This window comes from Pseudomonas izuensis (assembly GCF_002356535.2).
Lineage (GTDB): Bacteria > Pseudomonadota > Gammaproteobacteria > Pseudomonadales > Pseudomonadaceae > Aquipseudomonas > Aquipseudomonas izuensis.
In genome coordinates, this window is the sequence record NZ_AP017423.2 from 860,566 (window position 1) to 877,177 (window position 16,612).

Sequence of the window (16,612 nt, forward strand, 5' to 3'; positions counted from 1 at the left end):
GATCAGACATTGCCAGTGGGGTTGTAGTCTTTGAGCAGCAGGTAGGTGCTCCAGCCCCACCAGTCATCGATGGTGGCGGTGTCGTTCAGATTGTTCACATCCTTGCGTCGCAGCACTTTGTTGCCATCGACCTTGAACAGCGGCGAGAAATTGCCTGTCGGGTTGAGTGCCGCTTGCAGGTCGGGGAGCTTTTTCAACGCAGCAAAGCTGCCCGGCGACGGGGTAATGCCACTCAGATACGCCGCAAAGATCTCGTCCGCAGAAACCTGAACCGCTTGATTGACCTGCGCCCGGTTAGCATTGTCGATCGCGTCGAAATAACGCTTGTCGCCGTAGGCACGCCATTGGTCGCCATCGCCGTTGCGCACGTTGAGGCCGAACTTGCTGTCTTCGTCGTGCATGAAACGGGTAATCAACGAGCCCAGGTCGCTGGGCGTGACCACCGCTGCCAACTGTTTGCGCGGCACGCGCAAATGGCCGGCGGAGAACAGGTCAGTCAGGTAATGGTCGGCAAACGCGTTCATCGCGTAGGCCAGTTCCAGCAACCGCTCATCGCCGCTGTCTTTTGCCAGCAGCGCTTGCTGCAATGCCGCCGTATGTCCGGCGACGTAGGCTGCCAGTGCCCCTTCGGCAAAATGATCGCTGTTGTTGGCCGCCAGTTTCAGATAGCGGCCAAGCGGGAACAGGGCCGAGACGAAACTGCCGCCACCGGTGATCTTGTTCCACTCTTCCGACAACGTATCTCCCAGCGTGTCGTAAGCCTCATGGGCCTGTTTTCCATCCCGGATCGCCTGATTGACGGCGGCGATTTCCTTCTGCATGACGGCGAGGATTTGTTTGGCCTCGGCATTGGCAGCGGGCAGTACCGCGAGGGAATTGAAGGCGTTGGCGAAGCGCTGGATTCGATCGGCGGCTGTCGTGCCTTCGCTGATCGGCTGATCGGGAATTCCGTAGAAATCACCTCCCAGCGCAACCACCTGGCCATACCTCAGCGCCAGGCCATTGGGTAGATGCAGCTCGACCTGCGAAGCCGGGATGGCAGGCGCATCCTTGACGAAACGCAGCAGGGTGCTGTCGCCGGTGGCGGTATGCTCACCGCCCTCGAACCTCAGCTGTGGCTTGCTTTTCAGGGCTTTTCCAGGCGCGGAGGCGGGAGGCCTGGACGGGTGAGTGTGATGCTCGCCAATACGCAGAACCAACGAGTCATTACCGGTGATGGCAATACCCTGCTCGGTAAAAAGATCATCCAGCGTGGCAAGGACGTGCCTGGTTTTTTCCTGCGGTTGTGTGTGTAGACCTGACATTTCTATCTCCTTGATATGTCGTCGGTATGCTTCATATTTAACTGTATGTATATACAGTTTTCTGGATCATAGATCAGAAACTTCCTACGTCAAGGAAATGTTTTTCCGAAGCAAAAATGGCGACTAGTGATGAAATGCAGTTGACGGTTGCATTTTAAGTTGTACGATGACCTACAACTTCGGCGCAGGCTGAACAGTCTTCTCACACAAACGTCGCAACCCAGGGTGTTCGAATAATGAATCCACAAGAACTGAAGTCCATCCTCTCCTCCGGTCTGCTGTCTTTCCCGGTGACCGATTTCAATGCCCAGGGCGATTTCAATCGCGCTGGCTACATCAAGCGTCTTGAATGGCTGGCCCCATACGGCGCCTCGGCGCTGTTCGCCGCGGGTGGTACCGGTGAGTTCTTCTCTCTGGCGGCCAGCGAATACTCGGAAATCATCAAGACGGCCGTCGACACCTGCGCGACCAGCGTGCCGATCCTGGCCGGTGTTGGTGGTTCGACCCGTCAAGCCATCGAATACGCTCAGGAAGCCGAGCGTCTGGGCGCCAAAGGCCTGTTGCTGCTGCCGCACTACTTGACCGAAGCCAGCCAGGACGGCGTTGCCGCCCACGTTGAGGCCGTGTGCAAATCGGTCAGCATTGGCGTCGTGGTTTACAACCGTAACGTCTGCCGCTTGACCGCGCCTTTGCTGGAACGCCTGGCCGAGCGCTGCCCGAACCTGATCGGCTACAAGGATGGCCTGGGCGATATCGAGTTGATGGTGTCGATCCGTCGCCGCCTCGGTGATCGCTTCAGCTACCTGGGCGGCTTGCCGACCGCCGAAGTCTACGCCGCGGCCTACAAGGCGCTGGGCGTGCCGGTCTACTCCTCGGCGGTGTTCAACTTCATCCCGAAAACCGCGATGGACTTCTATCACGCCATCGCCCGTGAAGATCACGCCACCGTCGGCAAGATCATCGACGACTTCTTCCTGCCGTACCTGGACATCCGTAACCGCAAGGCCGGCTATGCCGTGAGCATCGTCAAGGCCGGGGCCAAAATCGCCGGCTATGACGCAGGCCCGGTGCGTGCGCCACTGACCGACCTGACCGGCGAAGAGTACGAAATGCTCGCCGCGCTGATCGACAAGCAGGGCGCGCAGTAAATCCCGACATAACCAGAGCCGCTGAGCAGTCAGCGGCTTTTTGCGTGAGGAGTGCATCCCGTGACAAAGCGCTATGACAACTACATCAACGGTGAATGGGTCGCCGGTGCCGATTACTCGGCCAACATCAACCCGTCGGAACTGAGCGACACCATCGGCGACTACGCCAAGGCTGACCTGGCCCAGGTCAACGCTGCCATCGACGCCGCCCGTGCCGCGTTCCCGGCATGGTCCACGTCTGGTATCCAGGCGCGTCACGATTCCCTGGATAAAGTCGGCACAGAAATCCTCGCTCGCCGCGAAGAGCTCGGTACCCTGCTGGCTCGGGAAGAGGGCAAGACCCTGCCCGAAGCCATCGGCGAAGTGACCCGCGCCGGTAACATCTTCAAGTTCTTCGCCGGTGAATGCCTGCGCCTGTCCGGTGACTACGTGCCGTCGGTGCGTCCGGGCGTCAACGTTGAAGTCACTCGCGAAGCCTTGGGCGTGGTCGGTCTGATCACCCCGTGGAACTTCCCGATTGCCATCCCGTCGTGGAAAATCGCCCCGGCCCTGGCCTACGGTAACTGCGTGGTGCTCAAGCCTGCGGACCTGGTGCCGGGTTGCGCCTGGGCGCTGGCAGACATTATCTCCCGCGCCGGCTTCCCGGCGGGTGTGTTCAACCTGGTGATGGGCAGCGGTCGCGTGGTGGGCGAAGCACTGGTCAACAGCCCGAAAGTCGATGGCATCAGCTTCACCGGTTCCGTTGGCGTGGGTCGTCAGATCGCGGTCAGCTGCGTATCGCGCCAGGCCAAAGTTCAGCTGGAAATGGGCGGCAAGAACCCGCAGATCATTCTCGACGATGCCGACCTCAAGCAAGCGGTCGAGTTGTCGGTGCAGAGCGCGTTCTACTCCACCGGCCAGCGTTGCACGGCCTCCAGCCGCCTGATCGTCACTGCCGGGATTCACGACAAGTTCGTCGAAGCCATGGCCGAGCGCATGAAGTCGATCAAGGTCGGTCACGCGTTGAAGGCGGGCACCGACATCGGTCCGGTGGTCTCCCAGGCGCAGCTTGAACAGGACATGAAGTACATCGACATCGGACAATCCGAAGGTGCGCGCCTGGTCAGTGGTGGCGGCCTGGTGACCTGTGACACCGAGGGTTACTTCCTCGCGCCAACCCTGTTTGCCGACAGCGAAGCGTCGATGCGCATCAGTCGCGAAGAGATCTTCGGTCCGGTCGCCAACATTGTCCGCGTGGCCGATTACGACGCTGCGCTGGCCATGGCCAATGACACCGAGTTCGGCCTGTCGGCGGGCATTGCCACCACGTCCCTGAAGTACGCCAACCACTTCAAGCGCCACTCGCAGGCCGGGATGGTGATGGTCAATCTGCCGACAGCCGGCGTGGATTACCACGTTCCGTTCGGTGGGCGTAAGGGCTCATCCTATGGGTCACGTGAGCAAGGCCGCTATGCGCAAGAGTTCTACACGGTCGTGAAAACCAGCTACATCGGCTCCTGACGCAATACCTGTGGGAGCTGGCTTGCCAGCGATGGCATCACCGCGGTGCAACTGAACGACCGAGGTATCCGCATCGCTGGCAAGCCAGCTCCCACAAAAAGACCAAAAAAGATTCACCCCGCATAAAAATAATCAGTGGGAGTACATCTACATGCAATCGACCCAGAAGCCGACTCACGTCCGCTATTTGATCCTGCTCATGCTGTTTCTGGTGACCACGATCAACTACGCCGACCGGGCGACCATCGCGATCGCCGGCTCCAGCCTGCAAAAAGACCTCGGCATTGACGCGGTCACCCTCGGCTATATCTTCTCGGCATTCGGTTGGGCCTATGTGGCCGGGCAAATTCCCGGTGGCTGGTTGCTGGACCGTTTCGGTTCGAAAAAAATCTATGCATTGAGCATCTTCACCTGGTCGCTGTTCACCGTGTTGCAGGGTTATGTCGGTGAGTTCGGCCTGTCCACGGCAGTGGTTGCGCTGTTCATGCTGCGCTTTTTGGTGGGCCTGGCCGAAGCGCCATCCTTCCCCGGTAACGCACGGATTGTGGCGGCCTGGTTCCCGACCGCTGAACGCGGTACGGCTTCGGCGATCTTCAACTCGGCGCAATACTTTGCCACCGTGTTGTTCGCGCCACTGATGGGCTGGATCGTCTACAGCTTCGGCTGGCAGCACGTGTTTATCGTCATGGGCGTGATCGGCATGATCTTCTCGGGGATCTGGCTCAAGGTTATCCACAGCCCGCGCCAGCACCCGATGATCAATGATGCCGAGTTCAAGCACATTGCCGACAACGGCGGCATGGTCGACATGGACCAGGACAAGGACAAAGGCAAAAAGGTCGACGGTCCGAAATGGGACTACATCCGCCAACTGCTGACCAACCGCATGATGCTCGGTGTGTACCTGGGCCAGTACTGCATCAACGGCATTACTTACTTCTTCCTGACCTGGTTCCCGGTGTACCTGGTGCAGGAACGTGGCATGACCATCCTCAAGGCCGGTTTCATTGCCTCGTTGCCGGCGATCTGCGGCTTTATCGGTGGCGTGCTCGGCGGGGTGATTTCCGACTACCTGCTGCGCAAGGGTCATTCCCTGACCTTCGCCCGCAAGGCGCCGATCATTGCCGGTCTGCTGGTTTCCAGCAGCATCGTGGCCTGTAACTACGTCGATATCGAATGGATGGTCGTGGGCTTCATGGCCCTGGCGTTCTTCGGCAAAGGCGTGGGTGCGCTGGGCTGGGCCGTGGTATCCGACACATCGCCGAAACAGATCGCCGGTTTGAGCGGTGGTCTTTTCAACATGTTCGGCAACCTCGCTTCGATCACCACCCCGATCGTCATCGGTTACATCATCAGCTCCACCGGTTCGTTCAAATGGGCGCTGGTGTTTGTCGGTTGCAACGCTCTGGTCGCGGTGTTCAGCTATCTGGTCATCGTGGGTCCGATCAAGCGTGTAGTGCTCAAGGAGCCGCCGGTCAGCGGTTCTGAAACGAACAACAAATTGTCTCAAGCGCATTCCTGAGGAGCGGCGTCATGCAGTTGATTGAACATTCCGACTCGCCGCGCTACATCCGCCTGCACGAGCGGGACAATGTAGTGATCGTGGTCAACGATCAGGGCGTACCGGCCGGCACCGAGTTTTCGGATGGCCTGGTGACCGTGGACTTCGTGCCACAGAGCCACAAGATCACCCTGGAAGACATTCCCGAGGGAGGCCAGGTAATTCGTTACGGCCAGACCATTGGCTACGCCTTGCAGCCGATTCCACGCGGCAGCTGGGTCAAGGAAGATCAACTGCGCATGCCGACCGCGCCACCGCTGGACAGCCTGCCGCTGTCCACCGAAGTGCCGGCCGCGCAAGCACCGCTGGAAGGCTACACGTTCGAGGGTTATCGCAACGCCGACGGTACCGTTGGTACGCGCAATATTCTCGGCATCACCACCACTGTGCAATGCGTGACCGGCGTGCTGGATCACGCGGTCAAGCGCATCAAGGACGAGTTGCTGCCCAAGTACCCGCACGTCGATGACGTGGTGGCGCTGACCCATAGTTACGGTTGTGGTGTGGCGATTACCGCCACCGATGCCTACATCCCGATCCGCACCGTGCGCAACCTGGCGCGCAACCCGAACCTGGGTGGCGAGGCGTTGGTGATCAGCCTGGGTTGCGAGAAATTACAGGCCGGGCAGGTGATGCACGAGGACGATGCCTCGGTGGATTTGAGCGAGCCGTGGCTGTATCGCCTGCAGGATTCCAGCCACGGTTTTACCGAGATGATCGAGCAGATCATGGCGCTGGCTGAAACCCGTTTGAAGAAGCTCGATCAACGCCGTCGGGAAACCGTGCCGGCGTCCGAGCTGATCCTCGGCATGCAGTGTGGTGGCAGCGATGCGTTTTCCGGGATCACCGCCAACCCGGCCCTGGGCTATGCCTCGGACCTGTTGCTGCGTGCTGGCGCGACGGTGATGTTTTCCGAAGTGACCGAAGTGCGCGACGCCATCTACTTGCTGACCTCGCGTGCGCAAACCCGGGAAGTCGCCCAGGAACTGGTGCGGGAAATGGACTGGTACGACCGTTACCTGGCCAAGGGCGAGGCGGATCGCAGCGCCAACACCACGCCGGGCAACAAGAAGGGCGGGTTGTCGAATATCGTCGAGAAGTCCCTGGGGTCGATCGTCAAATCCGGTAGCAGCGCGATCAGCGGTGTGCTCGGCCCTGGCGAGCGATTCAAGGAAAAAGGCCTGATCTTCTGCGCGACCCCGGCCAGCGACTTTGTCTGCGGGACGTTGCAGCTGGCGGCGGGGATGAACCTGCACGTGTTCACCACCGGTCGCGGCACGCCCTACGGGCTGGCCATGGCGCCCGTGGTGAAGGTCTCGACCCGGACCGAACTGGCACAGCGCTGGCCGGACCTGATCGACATCGATGCCGGACGCATCGCCACCGGACGCGCTTCTATCGAAGACCTCGGCTGGGAGTTGTTTCACTATTACCTGGACGTGGCCAGCGGCAAGAAACAGACCTGGGCCGAGCGGCACAAGCTGCATAACGACATCACCCTGTTCAACCCGGCGCCTATCACCTGATACCGAATCGCCTGCATCGCGGGCAAGCCTTGCTCCCACAGGATCGGGTCGTACACATCTTCCGTGTATGACCCGATCCTGTGGGAGCAAGGCTTGTCGAATCGTCGCACCGCCGCGATGACGGACTTCCAGACGCCAAAGTGCCTGGTGGCTTATCATTAGCTAACTAACGACGCTCACCCAAGGTTCCCCCGGCATGCTGGCAATTTTCCTCGAAACCCTGAACATCACCGCGCCGGTGTTCGCCATGCTGTTTCTGGGGGTGTTGCTCAAGCGCATCGACTGGATCAACGACAACTTCATCCACACGGCGTCGTCACTGGTGTTCAACGTCACCATGCCGGCATTGCTGTTTCTGGGCATCCTGCATGCCGACCTGCATGCCGCGTTGCAACCAGCCCTGCTGATCTACTTCTCCCTCGCGACCCTGGTGTGCTTTGCCATCGCCTGGGGCTGGGCGATCTTGAAGTGCCCGCGGGAAGACCGCGGGATCTACACCCAGGGCGCCTTCCGGGGCAACAATGGAGTGATTGGCCTGGCGCTGGCAGCGAGCATGTACGGTGATTACGGGATTTCCCTCGGGGCCATTCTCGCAGCGCTGGTGATCTTGTTTTACAACACGCTGTCGACTATCGTGCTGGCGGTGTACAGCCCGGTGATCAAGTCCGACCCGTGGAGCATCTGCAAAAGCGTATTGAGCAATCCGCTGATCATCAGCGTGATCGTGGCGGCGCCATTTGCCTACTTCAAGATCGGATTGCCGGGATGGCTGGAGACGTCCGGCCAGTATCTGGCGCAAACCACCTTGCCGCTGGCACTGATCTGCATCGGTGGCACCCTGTCGCTCGCAGCGATGCGTAAAAGCGGCTCAATGGCGCTCAGTTCAAGCCTGGTGAAAATGCTCGGCCTGCCGGTACTGGCGACGCTGGGCGCATGGCTCTGGGGCTTTCGCGGGGCGGAATTGGGGATTCTGTTTCTGTACTTCGGCAGCCCGACCGCCGCCGCCAGTTTCGTCATGGCCCGGGCGGCGGATGGCAACCATGAACTGGCGGCGGCGATCATCGTCATCACCACGCTGATGGCGGCGGTCACCACCAACATCGGGATCTTTTTGTTGCAGTGGGGTGGGTGGATCTAACTTCAGAAATTTCGGTGTTCTTCAGGGCCTCATCTCGGGCAAGCCTTGCTCCCACAGGTTTCGTGTTGTTCGAATAAGTTGTGTCCGACAGAAAACCTGTGGGAGCAAGGCTTGCCCGCGATGGCAATCTTATTGTCACTGCAAATGTTGGGTTGTTACTCCGGCTTCTGATAAGTGTCGATCACTTCCTGCGCCGCCCGAAACGCATCGATCGCCGCCGGCACGCCGGCATACACCGCGCAATGCAGCAGCGCCTCGCGGATCTCTTCCACGGTGCAACCGTTGTTCAGTGCACCACGCACATGACCCTTCAACTCTTGCGGACACTTCAGCGCAGTCAGCGCGGCGAGGGTAATCAGGCTGCGGGTTTTCAATGGCAACCCTTCGCGGTTCCACACACCGCCCCAGGCGTGTTCGTTGACGAAATCCTGCAGAGGCTGGGTGAACTCGGTGGCGTTGCCCAGCGCGCGATCGACGAAGGCATCGCCCATCACTTGGCGACGTACTTCAACGCCGGCTTTTTTATTCTCGGTCATGGCAATTCCCTCTTGTGGTGTTGGCGACGCCAGGCGCGCAGCGACGTGAACAGCAAGAACGCCACCAGCGCCGGCAGGACGAAAAACAGCATCAAATGTTCAAGCTTGCCCGCCAGCGGCATGCCGGTGGTGAACGACACCACGTGCAGGCCGTAAGCCAGGTACAAGCCCAAAAACAACAGGCCTTCGGCGCGGGTCACCCGGTAACCGGAATAGAACACCGGCAGGCAAAGCGCCGCGACGCCGAGCATCACCGGCAGGTCGAAATCCAGGGCATTGGGCGACACCGACAGTGGCGATGGTGCAATCAATGCGGTGACGCCGAGCACGCCCAGCAGGTTGAACAGGTTGCTGCCGATCACGTTACCCACCGCGATTTCCCGCTCACCGCGCAAGGCGGCGATCAACGAGGTGGCAAGCTCCGGCAAAGACGTGCCGATGGCGACGATGGTCAGGCCGATGATCCGCTCCGACAACCCCAGTTCGGTGGCGACCGATACCGCCGCGCCCAGCAGCAAATGCCCGGCGTACACCAGTAGCGCCAGACCGACGAAAATCATCAGCAGGCTGCTGATCCACGGCGCCTGCTCGCCTTCGTGGCTGATCGAATGCGGGCGAGCCGAGTGCCGGGACTGGCGCAGCAGCAAGCCCAGGTACAACACCATTGCCGCCAGCAAAATCGTGCCGTCGGTGCGGGTCAGTTCTTCGTTCCAGGCCAGCACGAACACCAGCAGGCTGGCGCCGATCATCAGGGGAATGTCCAGGCGCACCAGTTGCCGTGACACCCGCAACGGGATGACCAGTGCGGATAACCCGAGGGTGACGAGGATGTTGAATATGCTGCTGCCGATCACGCTGCCGACGGCGATGTCGGCGTTATGCGCGAGGGTCGCTTGAAGGCTGACCGCCATCTGCGGTGCGCTACTGCCGAGGGCGACGATGGTCAGGCCGATGATCAGCGGTCGTACATGCAGGCGAGCGGCCAGGCGCACCGCTGCACGCACCATCAGTTCGGCGCCGGCAATCAATAGCACCAGCCCACTGAACAATTCGATCACGCTGATCAGGGGTAAATCGGCAAGTCCGAAAATGGTCGGGGCTCCGTGGTTCAGTCGTCGAGGGCTTGCACGCGAACCCGTGCGGTGCCGCTCTTGAGCATGCCCAGGCGTGCGGCGGCTTCATGGGACAGGTCAATCAGGCGCCCACGGGTGTGTGGCCCGCGATCGTTGATGCGCACCACGCAGGATCTGTCGTTGTTCAGGTTGGTGACCTTCACCCGCGTGCCGAAGGGCAACTGGCGATGGGCGGCGGTCAGGGAATTCTTGTCGAAACGCTCGCCACTGGCGGTGCGTTTGCCTTGGTGTTTGGCGCCGTAATAGGACGCTACACCAGTCCTGTCATAGCCGTGCGGATCGACGGTTTCGGTGCTGGCGCAACCGGCCAGCAGAGAGAGCAGGGCGCAGGCGCCAAGTAGACGTTTCATAGAAGGTTTTCCCGAAACAATGTGGGAGCGAGCTGGCTCGCGAATGCCATTCTGACAATCAACTTTGTATTGAGTGCCGGACCGCCATCGCGAGCAGGCTCGCTCCCACAGGGTGTGGAGCCAGTCTTGAATGCTGGCTCCATGCCCATCAGCCTTCGAGCTTGCTTTTGAGCAGTTCGTTGACCTGTTGCGGGTTGGCCTTGCCTTTGGAGGCTTTCATGGCCTGGCCGACGAAGAAGCCGAACATCTTGCCCCGTTTGGCTTCGTCTGCCGCGCGGTACTGTTCGACCTGTTCGGCATTGGCCGCGAGCATTTCGTCCAGCACCGCCGAGATCGCGCCGGTGTCGGTCACTTGCTTGAGGCCGCGCTTGTCGATGATCTCGTCCGCACTGCCTTCGCCGTTGGCCATGGCTTCGAACACCACCTTGGCGATCTTGCCGGAGATGGTGTTGTCCTTGATGCGCAGCAGCATGCCGCCCAATTGCTCGGCGGAAACCGGCGACTCTTCGATGTCCAGGCCTTGCTTGTTCAGCAGGCTGCCCAGTTCAACCATGACCCAGTTGGCCGCCAGTTTGGCGTCACCGCCAATGCTCGCGACTTTCTCGAAGTAATCGGCTTGCTCGCGGCTGGTGGCCAGGACGCTGGCGTCATAGACCGACAGACCGAACTGCGCCTGGAAACGCTCGCGCTTCTGCGGTGGCAATTCAGGCAGGGTGGCACGTACGTCATCGAGGAAGGTGTTTTCAATGACCACTGGCAGCAGGTCCGGATCGGGGAAGTAACGATAGTCGTTGGCTTCCTCCTTGCTGCGCATCGGACGGGTTTCGTCCTTGTTCGGGTCGTACAGGCGCGTCTGCTGGATCACCTTGCCACCGTCTTCGATCAACTCGATCTGACGCTGGATTTCGCTGTTGATCGCCTTCTCGATGAAGCGGAACGAGTTGACGTTCTTGATCTCGCAGCGGGTGCCGAACTCGACCTGGCCTTTCGGACGGATCGATACGTTGCAGTCGCAACGCAGCGAACCCTCGGCCATGTTGCCGTCGCAGATGCCCAGGTAACGCACCAGCGCGTGAATCGCCTTGACGTAAGCCACGGCTTCCTTGGCGCTGCGCATGTCCGGCTCGGAGACGATTTCCAGCAACGGCGTGCCGGCACGGTTCAGGTCGATGCCGCTGGCGCCGCTGAACTCTTCGTGCAGGCTCTTGCCGGCGTCTTCTTCCAGGTGCGCGCGGGTGATGCCGACGCGTTTGACCGTGCCGTCTTCCAGGGCGATGTCCAGGTGACCCTTGCCGACGATCGGCAATTCCATCTGGCTGATCTGGTAGCCCTTGGGCAAGTCCGGGTAGAAATAGTTTTTACGGGCGAACACGTTGTGCTGGCCGATCTCGGCGTCAATCGCCAGGCCGAACATCACCGCCATGCGCACCGCTTCCTGGTTCAGCACCGGCAATACGCCAGGCATGCCCAGGTCGATCAGGCTGGCCTGGGTGTTCGGCTCGGAACCGAAGGTGGTGGAACTACCGGAAAAGATTTTCGACCGGGTGGTGAGCTGGGTGTGAATCTCCAGCCCGATCACGACTTCCCATTGCATGTGTGTCTCCTCAGAAGCCGGTTGGGGTGCGGGTGTGCCAGTCGGTGTTCAACTGGTACTGGTGCGCAACGTTTAGCAAGCGGCCTTCCTGGAAATACGGGGCGAGCAGTTGCACACCGACCGGCAGGCCATCGACAAAACCTGCTGGCATGGACAAGCCCGGCAGACCCGCGAGGTTGGCGGTGATGGTGTAGACGTCTTCCAGGTACGCAGCGACCGGGTCGCTGTTCTTGGCGCCGAGCTTCCAGGCCGGGTTCGGCGTGGTCGGGCCGAGGATGATGTCGACCTCATTGAAGGCGGCCATGAAGTCGTTCTTGATCAAGCGACGAATCTTCTGCGCCTTCAGGTAGTAGGCATCGTAGTAACCGGCGGACAGCGCGTAGGCACCGACCATGATCCGGCGCTGCACTTCAGGTCCGAAGCCTTCGCCACGGGAGCGTTTGTACAGGTCGATCAGGTTTGCCGGGTTTTCGCAGCGATAGCCGAAACGCACACCGTCGAAACGCGACAGGTTGGAAGAGGCTTCCGCCGGGGCGATCACGTAGTACGCAGGGATCGCGTGCTGCATGTTCGGCAGGCTGATTTCCTTGACCACGGCGCCGAGCTTTTCCAGCTCCTTGACGCTGTTGTGGATCAGATCGGCGATGCGCGGATCGAGACCGGGGCCGAAGTACTCTTTAGGTACACCAATGCGCAGGCCTTGCAGCGAGCCGTTCAGGCTGGCGCTGTAGTCCGGCACGGGCTCGTCGATGCTGGTGGAGTCGTTCGGGTCGAAGCCGGCCATGCCTTGCAACAAAATTGCGCAGTCTTCGGCGGTGCGAGCCAACGGGCCACCTTGGTCGAGGCTGGAGGCGTAGGCAATCATGCCCCAGCGCGATACACGACCGTACGTCGGTTTCAAGCCGGTGAGGTTGGTCAGGGCGGCGGGCTGACGAATGGAACCGCCGGTGTCGGTGCCGGTGGCGGCAGGCAACAGACGAGCGGCAACCGCAGCGGCCGAACCGCCCGACGAACCGCCTGGAACGTGCTCCAGGTTCCACGGGTTTTTCACCGCGCCGTAGTAGCTCGACTCGTTGGCCGAACCCATGGCGAACTCGTCCATGTTGGTCTTGCCCAGGGTCACGGCCCCGGCAGCGGCCAGCTTGGCGACGACGGTGGCGTCGTACGGTGCCTTGAAGTTGTCGAGCATCTTCGAACCGCAGCTGGTGCGGATGCCCTGGGTGCAGAACAGGTCCTTGTGGGCGATCGGCGCACCCAGCAGGGCGCCGCTCTCACCCTTGGCGCGGCGTGCGTCAGCGGCTTTCGCCTGCGTGAGCGCCAGCTCTTCGGTGAGGCTGATGAAGCTGTTGAGCTGCGGATCGAGCTGGGCGATACGCGCCAGCAAGACTTTGGTCAGCTCTTCGGAGGAAAACTTTTTATCGGCGAGTCCGCGGGCGATCTCGGCCAGAGTCAATTGATGCATTGCAGGCTCTTTCCCTTTAGTCGATGACTTTCGGAACCAGGTACAGGCCGTTTTCGACCGCTGGTGCGATGGACTGGTAAGCCTCGCGGTTATTGGTCTCGGTCACGACGTCCGCACGCAGGCGCTGGCTGGCTTCCAGTGGGTGGGCCAGCGGCTCGATGCCGTCGGTATTGACCGCCTGCATTTCGTCGACGAGCCCAAGAATGCTGTTGAGGGCCGAAGTGATGTGTGGAAGATCGGCTTCATTGAGGCCAAGGCAGGCCAGATGAGCGATTTTTTCCACGTCGGAGCGTTCTAGCGCCATTGGGATTCTCCAGTGGAAAACAAGACGGACGGCGTCCGTGTGTTAGATTGTCGGAACACTACCGCACTTCTACGGTCATAAGGCCGCGATTGTGGGGCTTGGTGCACAGAAAAGCGGCCAATTTAACATATTGGCGCCTTGCCCAAAATCCCTGTCGTTGTTAGAGTTTGCCGCACTTTTTTACCCACGCGTTGCCTAGGGTCCCTTTCCCATGTTCAAGAAACTGCGTGGCATGTTTTCCAGCGATCTTTCCATTGACCTGGGCACTGCCAACACCCTTATTTACGTGCGCGAGCGCGGTATCGTCCTGAATGAGCCATCGGTTGTGGCCATTCGGACACACGGTAACCAGAAAAGTGTCGTTGCTGTCGGCACCGAAGCCAAGCGCATGCTTGGTCGTACGCCGGGCAACATTGCTGCCATTCGTCCGATGAAGGACGGCGTGATCGCCGATTTCAGCGTCTGCGAAAAGATGCTGCAGTACTTCATCAACAAGGTTCATGAAAACAGCTTCCTGCAGCCTAGCCCTCGCGTGTTGATCTGCGTTCCGTGCAAATCCACCCAGGTTGAGCGTCGCGCCATCCGTGAATCGGCCCTCGGTGCCGGTGCCCGTGAAGTGTTCCTGATCGAAGAGCCAATGGCCGCCGCCATCGGTGCCGGCCTGCCGGTTGAAGAAGCTCGCGGTTCGATGGTCGTGGATATCGGTGGTGGTACTACCGAAATTGCCCTGATCTCCCTGAACGGTGTGGTTTACGCCGAATCCGTCCGCGTTGGCGGCGACCGCTTCGACGAAGCGATCATCACCTACGTGCGTCGCAACTACGGCAGCCTGATCGGTGAGTCCACTGCCGAGCGCATCAAGCAGGAAATCGGTACGGCCTACCCGGGCGGCGAAGTGCGTGAAGTCGACGTGCGTGGCCGTAACCTGGCCGAAGGCGTTCCACGCGCATTCACCCTGAACTCCAACGAAGTGCTGGAAGCTCTGCAAGAGTCCCTGGCGACCATCGTTCAGGCTGTGAAGAGCGCTCTGGAGCAATCGCCTCCGGAACTGGCTTCCGATATCGCCGAGCGTGGCCTGGTACTGACCGGTGGTGGCGCCTTGCTGCGTGACCTCGACAAGTTGCTGGCCCAGGAAACCGGTCTGCCGGTGATCGTCGCCGAAGACCCGTTGACCTGCGTTGCTCGCGGCGGTGGCCGTGCATTGGAAATGATGGATAAGCACACCATGGATCTGCTCTCCAGCGAGTAAGTCGCCGGATCGCCTCCATGCTGTTGAGCGCGCAGGCAGCACTTTGCAGTGCTGCCTGTTCGCGTTTATCTTCTGTCAGTCTGCATCCAGGCCAGTTTGATGCCGTATGAATAAAGAGAACATTTGCCTGGGAGGAGCGGCTTATTAAACCGCTTTTCACCAAGGGTCCCTCACTGGGCGTGCGCTTGTTGGTGCTGGTCGTGCTTTCGGTCGCACTGATGGTGGTCGATGCCCGCTTCACACTGCTCAAGCCAGTGCGTAGCCAAATGTCGCTGGTGCTGATGCAGTCTTACTGGATCACCGACCTGCCGCAGCGGCTATGGCAGGGGGTGGCCAGCCAGTTTGGCAGCCGTACCGAACTCGTCGCCGAAAACGAAAAACTCAAGACCGAAAACCTGTTGCTGCAGGGGCGGATGCAAAAGCTCGCCTCCCTGACCGAGCAGAACGTTCGGCTGCGCGAGTTGCTCAACTCTTCTGCACTGGTCAACGAAAAGGTCGAAGTGGCCGAATTGATCGGCATGGACCCCAACCCGTTCACCCATCGCATCATCATCAACAAAGGTGAGCGTGACGGGGTGATCCTCGGTCAGCCGGTACTCGATGCCCGTGGCCTGATGGGGCAAGTGGTCGAGTTGATGCCCTATACCTCCCGGGTCTTGTTGCTCACCGATTCCACCCACAGCATTCCGGTGCAGGTCAACCGCAACGGCTTGCGGGCGATTGCCAGCGGCACCGGTAACCCGGAACGCCTCGAACTGCGTCACGTGGCGGATACTGCCGATATCAAGGAAGGCGATCTGCTGGTCAGCTCTGGCCTCGGTCAGCGTTTCCCGGCGGGTTATCCGGTGGCCACGGTCAAGGAAGTGATACATGACTCCGGCCAGCCGTTCGCCATTGTTCGCGCGGTGCCGACCGCTGCCTTGAATCGCAGTCGTTACCTGCTGCTGGTGTTCAGCGATGGCCGCACTGCCGAAGAGCGTGCGAACGACGCCGCGCAGGCTCAGGAGTCTCTGGATGCGCAAGGCGGTGGGCCAATCATCCCGGCGACCGTGCCCAAGCCTGCGGTTGTTCCGGCGGCCGTCGCGGCGCCAGCCACTCCAGCGGCCCCAGCGACTGCTCCGGCAGCTGCCCCGGCCAAGCCTGCCGCCGCACGTCCTGCCGCTTCCAAACCGCCTGCGACTGCCCCGGCGACCAAGCCTCCAGCAGCGCAACCCGCGAAACGTGTTGCCAAACCGCCTGTCTCTGAGCCGGCTACCACTGGGAGGCAAGAATAATGGTCGGTGTCAAAGCCTCGCGAAACGGCTGGATCGTCTGGCTGACGTTTGCCATCGGCATGCTGCTCAGCGTTTCGCCGCTACCGCAATTCATGGAAATCCTTCGCCCGCTGTGGCTGGCCTTGCTGCTGGCGTTCTGGGCGTTGACCCTGCCGCAGAAAGTCGGGATGGTCACCGCGTGGTGCCTGGGGCTGGCTGAAGACGTGCTGTATGGCACGTTGCTGGGCCAGAACGCATTGATCCTGACCCTCATCACCTACCTGGTGCTGGCGCTGCAACAGCGCCTGCGGATGTTCCCGATGTGGCAGCAGAGCCTGGTGATCCTGGTGATCTTCGGCCTCGCTCAGCTGGTTCAACTATGGCTGAGCGCCCTGACCGGCAATCGTCAGCCAACACTGGCGCTGGTATTGCCAGCTCTGGTCAGCGCGTTGCTCTGGCCCTGGATCAGCTTCGGTTTGCGCGGATTGCGTCGACGCTACAAAATCAATTAATTGGGTCAGGCATTTGCCCGAACTTGGACAGAGGGAGATGTC

General features: G+C 60.5%; 15 protein-coding genes. 8 read left to right on the top strand and 7 right to left on the bottom strand.

The genetic code is table 11. The features are described 5' to 3' along the window. Window positions 1–2: 2 nt before the first annotated feature. Window positions 3–1,304 (bottom strand): phospholipase, encoded by a 1,302-nt coding sequence (locus tag LAB08_RS03755; protein WP_096513468.1) that lies wholly within the window; start codon window positions 1,302–1,304, stop codon window positions 3–5. 236 nt (window positions 1,305–1,540) lie between these two features. Between LAB08_RS03755 and kdgD the strand changes: the two genes are divergently transcribed. The 5 genes from kdgD to LAB08_RS03780 all read left to right on the top strand — a co-directional run bounded on the left by kdgD (window position 1,541) and on the right by LAB08_RS03780 (window position 8,177). Then, on the top strand, window positions 1,541–2,452 hold the full coding sequence (gene kdgD / locus LAB08_RS03760; protein ID WP_060542957.1) for a 5-dehydro-4-deoxyglucarate dehydratase: 912 nt from the start codon (window positions 1,541–1,543) through the stop codon (window positions 2,450–2,452). Between the two features lie 60 nt (window positions 2,453–2,512). Then, the gene (locus tag LAB08_RS03765; RefSeq protein WP_096513467.1) at window positions 2,513–3,952 is read left to right on the top strand and encodes an aldehyde dehydrogenase family protein; all 1,440 of its coding nucleotides are present in this window, start codon (window positions 2,513–2,515) and stop codon (window positions 3,950–3,952) included. Between the two features lie 151 nt (window positions 3,953–4,103). Further along, the gene (locus LAB08_RS03770) at window positions 4,104–5,474 is read left to right on the top strand and encodes an MFS transporter (protein WP_096513465.1); all 1,371 of its coding nucleotides are present in this window, start codon (window positions 4,104–4,106) and stop codon (window positions 5,472–5,474) included. Between the two features lie 11 nt (window positions 5,475–5,485). Beyond that, complete coding sequence (gene garD / locus LAB08_RS03775) at window positions 5,486–7,039, top strand: galactarate dehydratase (protein WP_096513464.1); 1,554 nt, start codon at window positions 5,486–5,488, stop codon at window positions 7,037–7,039. A gap of 196 nt (window positions 7,040–7,235) precedes the next feature. Continuing rightward, the gene (locus LAB08_RS03780) at window positions 7,236–8,177 is read left to right on the top strand and encodes an AEC family transporter (protein ID WP_096513463.1); all 942 of its coding nucleotides are present in this window, start codon (window positions 7,236–7,238) and stop codon (window positions 8,175–8,177) included. A gap of 155 nt (window positions 8,178–8,332) precedes the next feature. Here the strand turns inward: LAB08_RS03780 and LAB08_RS03785 are convergent, their stop codons facing one another. The 6 genes from LAB08_RS03785 to gatC form a co-directional block, all read right to left on the bottom strand. After that, window positions 8,333–8,713 carry a carboxymuconolactone decarboxylase family protein gene (locus LAB08_RS03785; protein WP_096513462.1) on the bottom strand — a complete coding sequence of 127 codons (381 nt, stop codon included), beginning with the start codon at window positions 8,711–8,713 and terminating at the stop codon, window positions 8,333–8,335. After that, window positions 8,710–9,771 carry a calcium/sodium antiporter gene (locus tag LAB08_RS03790; RefSeq protein WP_096513461.1) on the bottom strand — a complete coding sequence of 354 codons (1,062 nt, stop codon included), beginning with the start codon at window positions 9,769–9,771 and terminating at the stop codon, window positions 8,710–8,712. Before LAB08_RS03790 ends, LAB08_RS03785 begins: the two co-directional genes overlap by 4 nt. A gap of 50 nt (window positions 9,772–9,821) precedes the next feature. After that, window positions 9,822–10,196 carry a septal ring lytic transglycosylase RlpA family protein gene (locus LAB08_RS03795; RefSeq protein ID WP_096513460.1) on the bottom strand — a complete coding sequence of 125 codons (375 nt, stop codon included), beginning with the start codon at window positions 10,194–10,196 and terminating at the stop codon, window positions 9,822–9,824. Between the two features lie 148 nt (window positions 10,197–10,344). Then, window positions 10,345–11,790: an Asp-tRNA(Asn)/Glu-tRNA(Gln) amidotransferase subunit GatB gene (gatB, locus tag LAB08_RS03800; protein ID WP_096513459.1), complete on the bottom strand. Its 1,446-nt coding sequence runs from the start codon at window positions 11,788–11,790 to the stop codon at window positions 10,345–10,347. Window positions 11,791–11,800: 10 nt separating this feature from the next. Continuing rightward, on the bottom strand, window positions 11,801–13,252 hold the full coding sequence (gene gatA / locus LAB08_RS03805; protein WP_096513458.1) for an Asp-tRNA(Asn)/Glu-tRNA(Gln) amidotransferase subunit GatA: 1,452 nt from the start codon (window positions 13,250–13,252) through the stop codon (window positions 11,801–11,803). 16 nt (window positions 13,253–13,268) lie between these two features. Then, window positions 13,269–13,556, bottom strand: coding sequence for an Asp-tRNA(Asn)/Glu-tRNA(Gln) amidotransferase subunit GatC (gene gatC / locus LAB08_RS03810; RefSeq protein WP_077045271.1), 288 nt, complete (start codon window positions 13,554–13,556; stop codon window positions 13,269–13,271). 211 nt (window positions 13,557–13,767) lie between these two features. Between gatC and mreB the strand changes: the two genes are divergently transcribed. The 3 genes from mreB (at window position 13,768) to mreD (ending at window position 16,570) form a co-directional block, all read left to right on the top strand. Next, window positions 13,768–14,805, top strand: coding sequence for a rod shape-determining protein MreB (gene mreB / locus LAB08_RS03815; RefSeq protein WP_002555108.1), 1,038 nt, complete (start codon window positions 13,768–13,770; stop codon window positions 14,803–14,805). 143 nt (window positions 14,806–14,948) lie between these two features. After that, window positions 14,949–16,079 carry a rod shape-determining protein MreC gene (gene mreC, locus LAB08_RS03820; protein ID WP_096513457.1) on the top strand — a complete coding sequence of 377 codons (1,131 nt, stop codon included), beginning with the start codon at window positions 14,949–14,951 and terminating at the stop codon, window positions 16,077–16,079. Continuing rightward, window positions 16,079–16,570, top strand: coding sequence for a rod shape-determining protein MreD (mreD, locus tag LAB08_RS03825; protein WP_096513456.1), 492 nt, complete (start codon window positions 16,079–16,081; stop codon window positions 16,568–16,570). The genes mreC and mreD overlap by 1 nt, the downstream gene beginning before the upstream one ends. The last annotated feature ends 42 nt before the right edge of the window (window positions 16,571–16,612 follow it).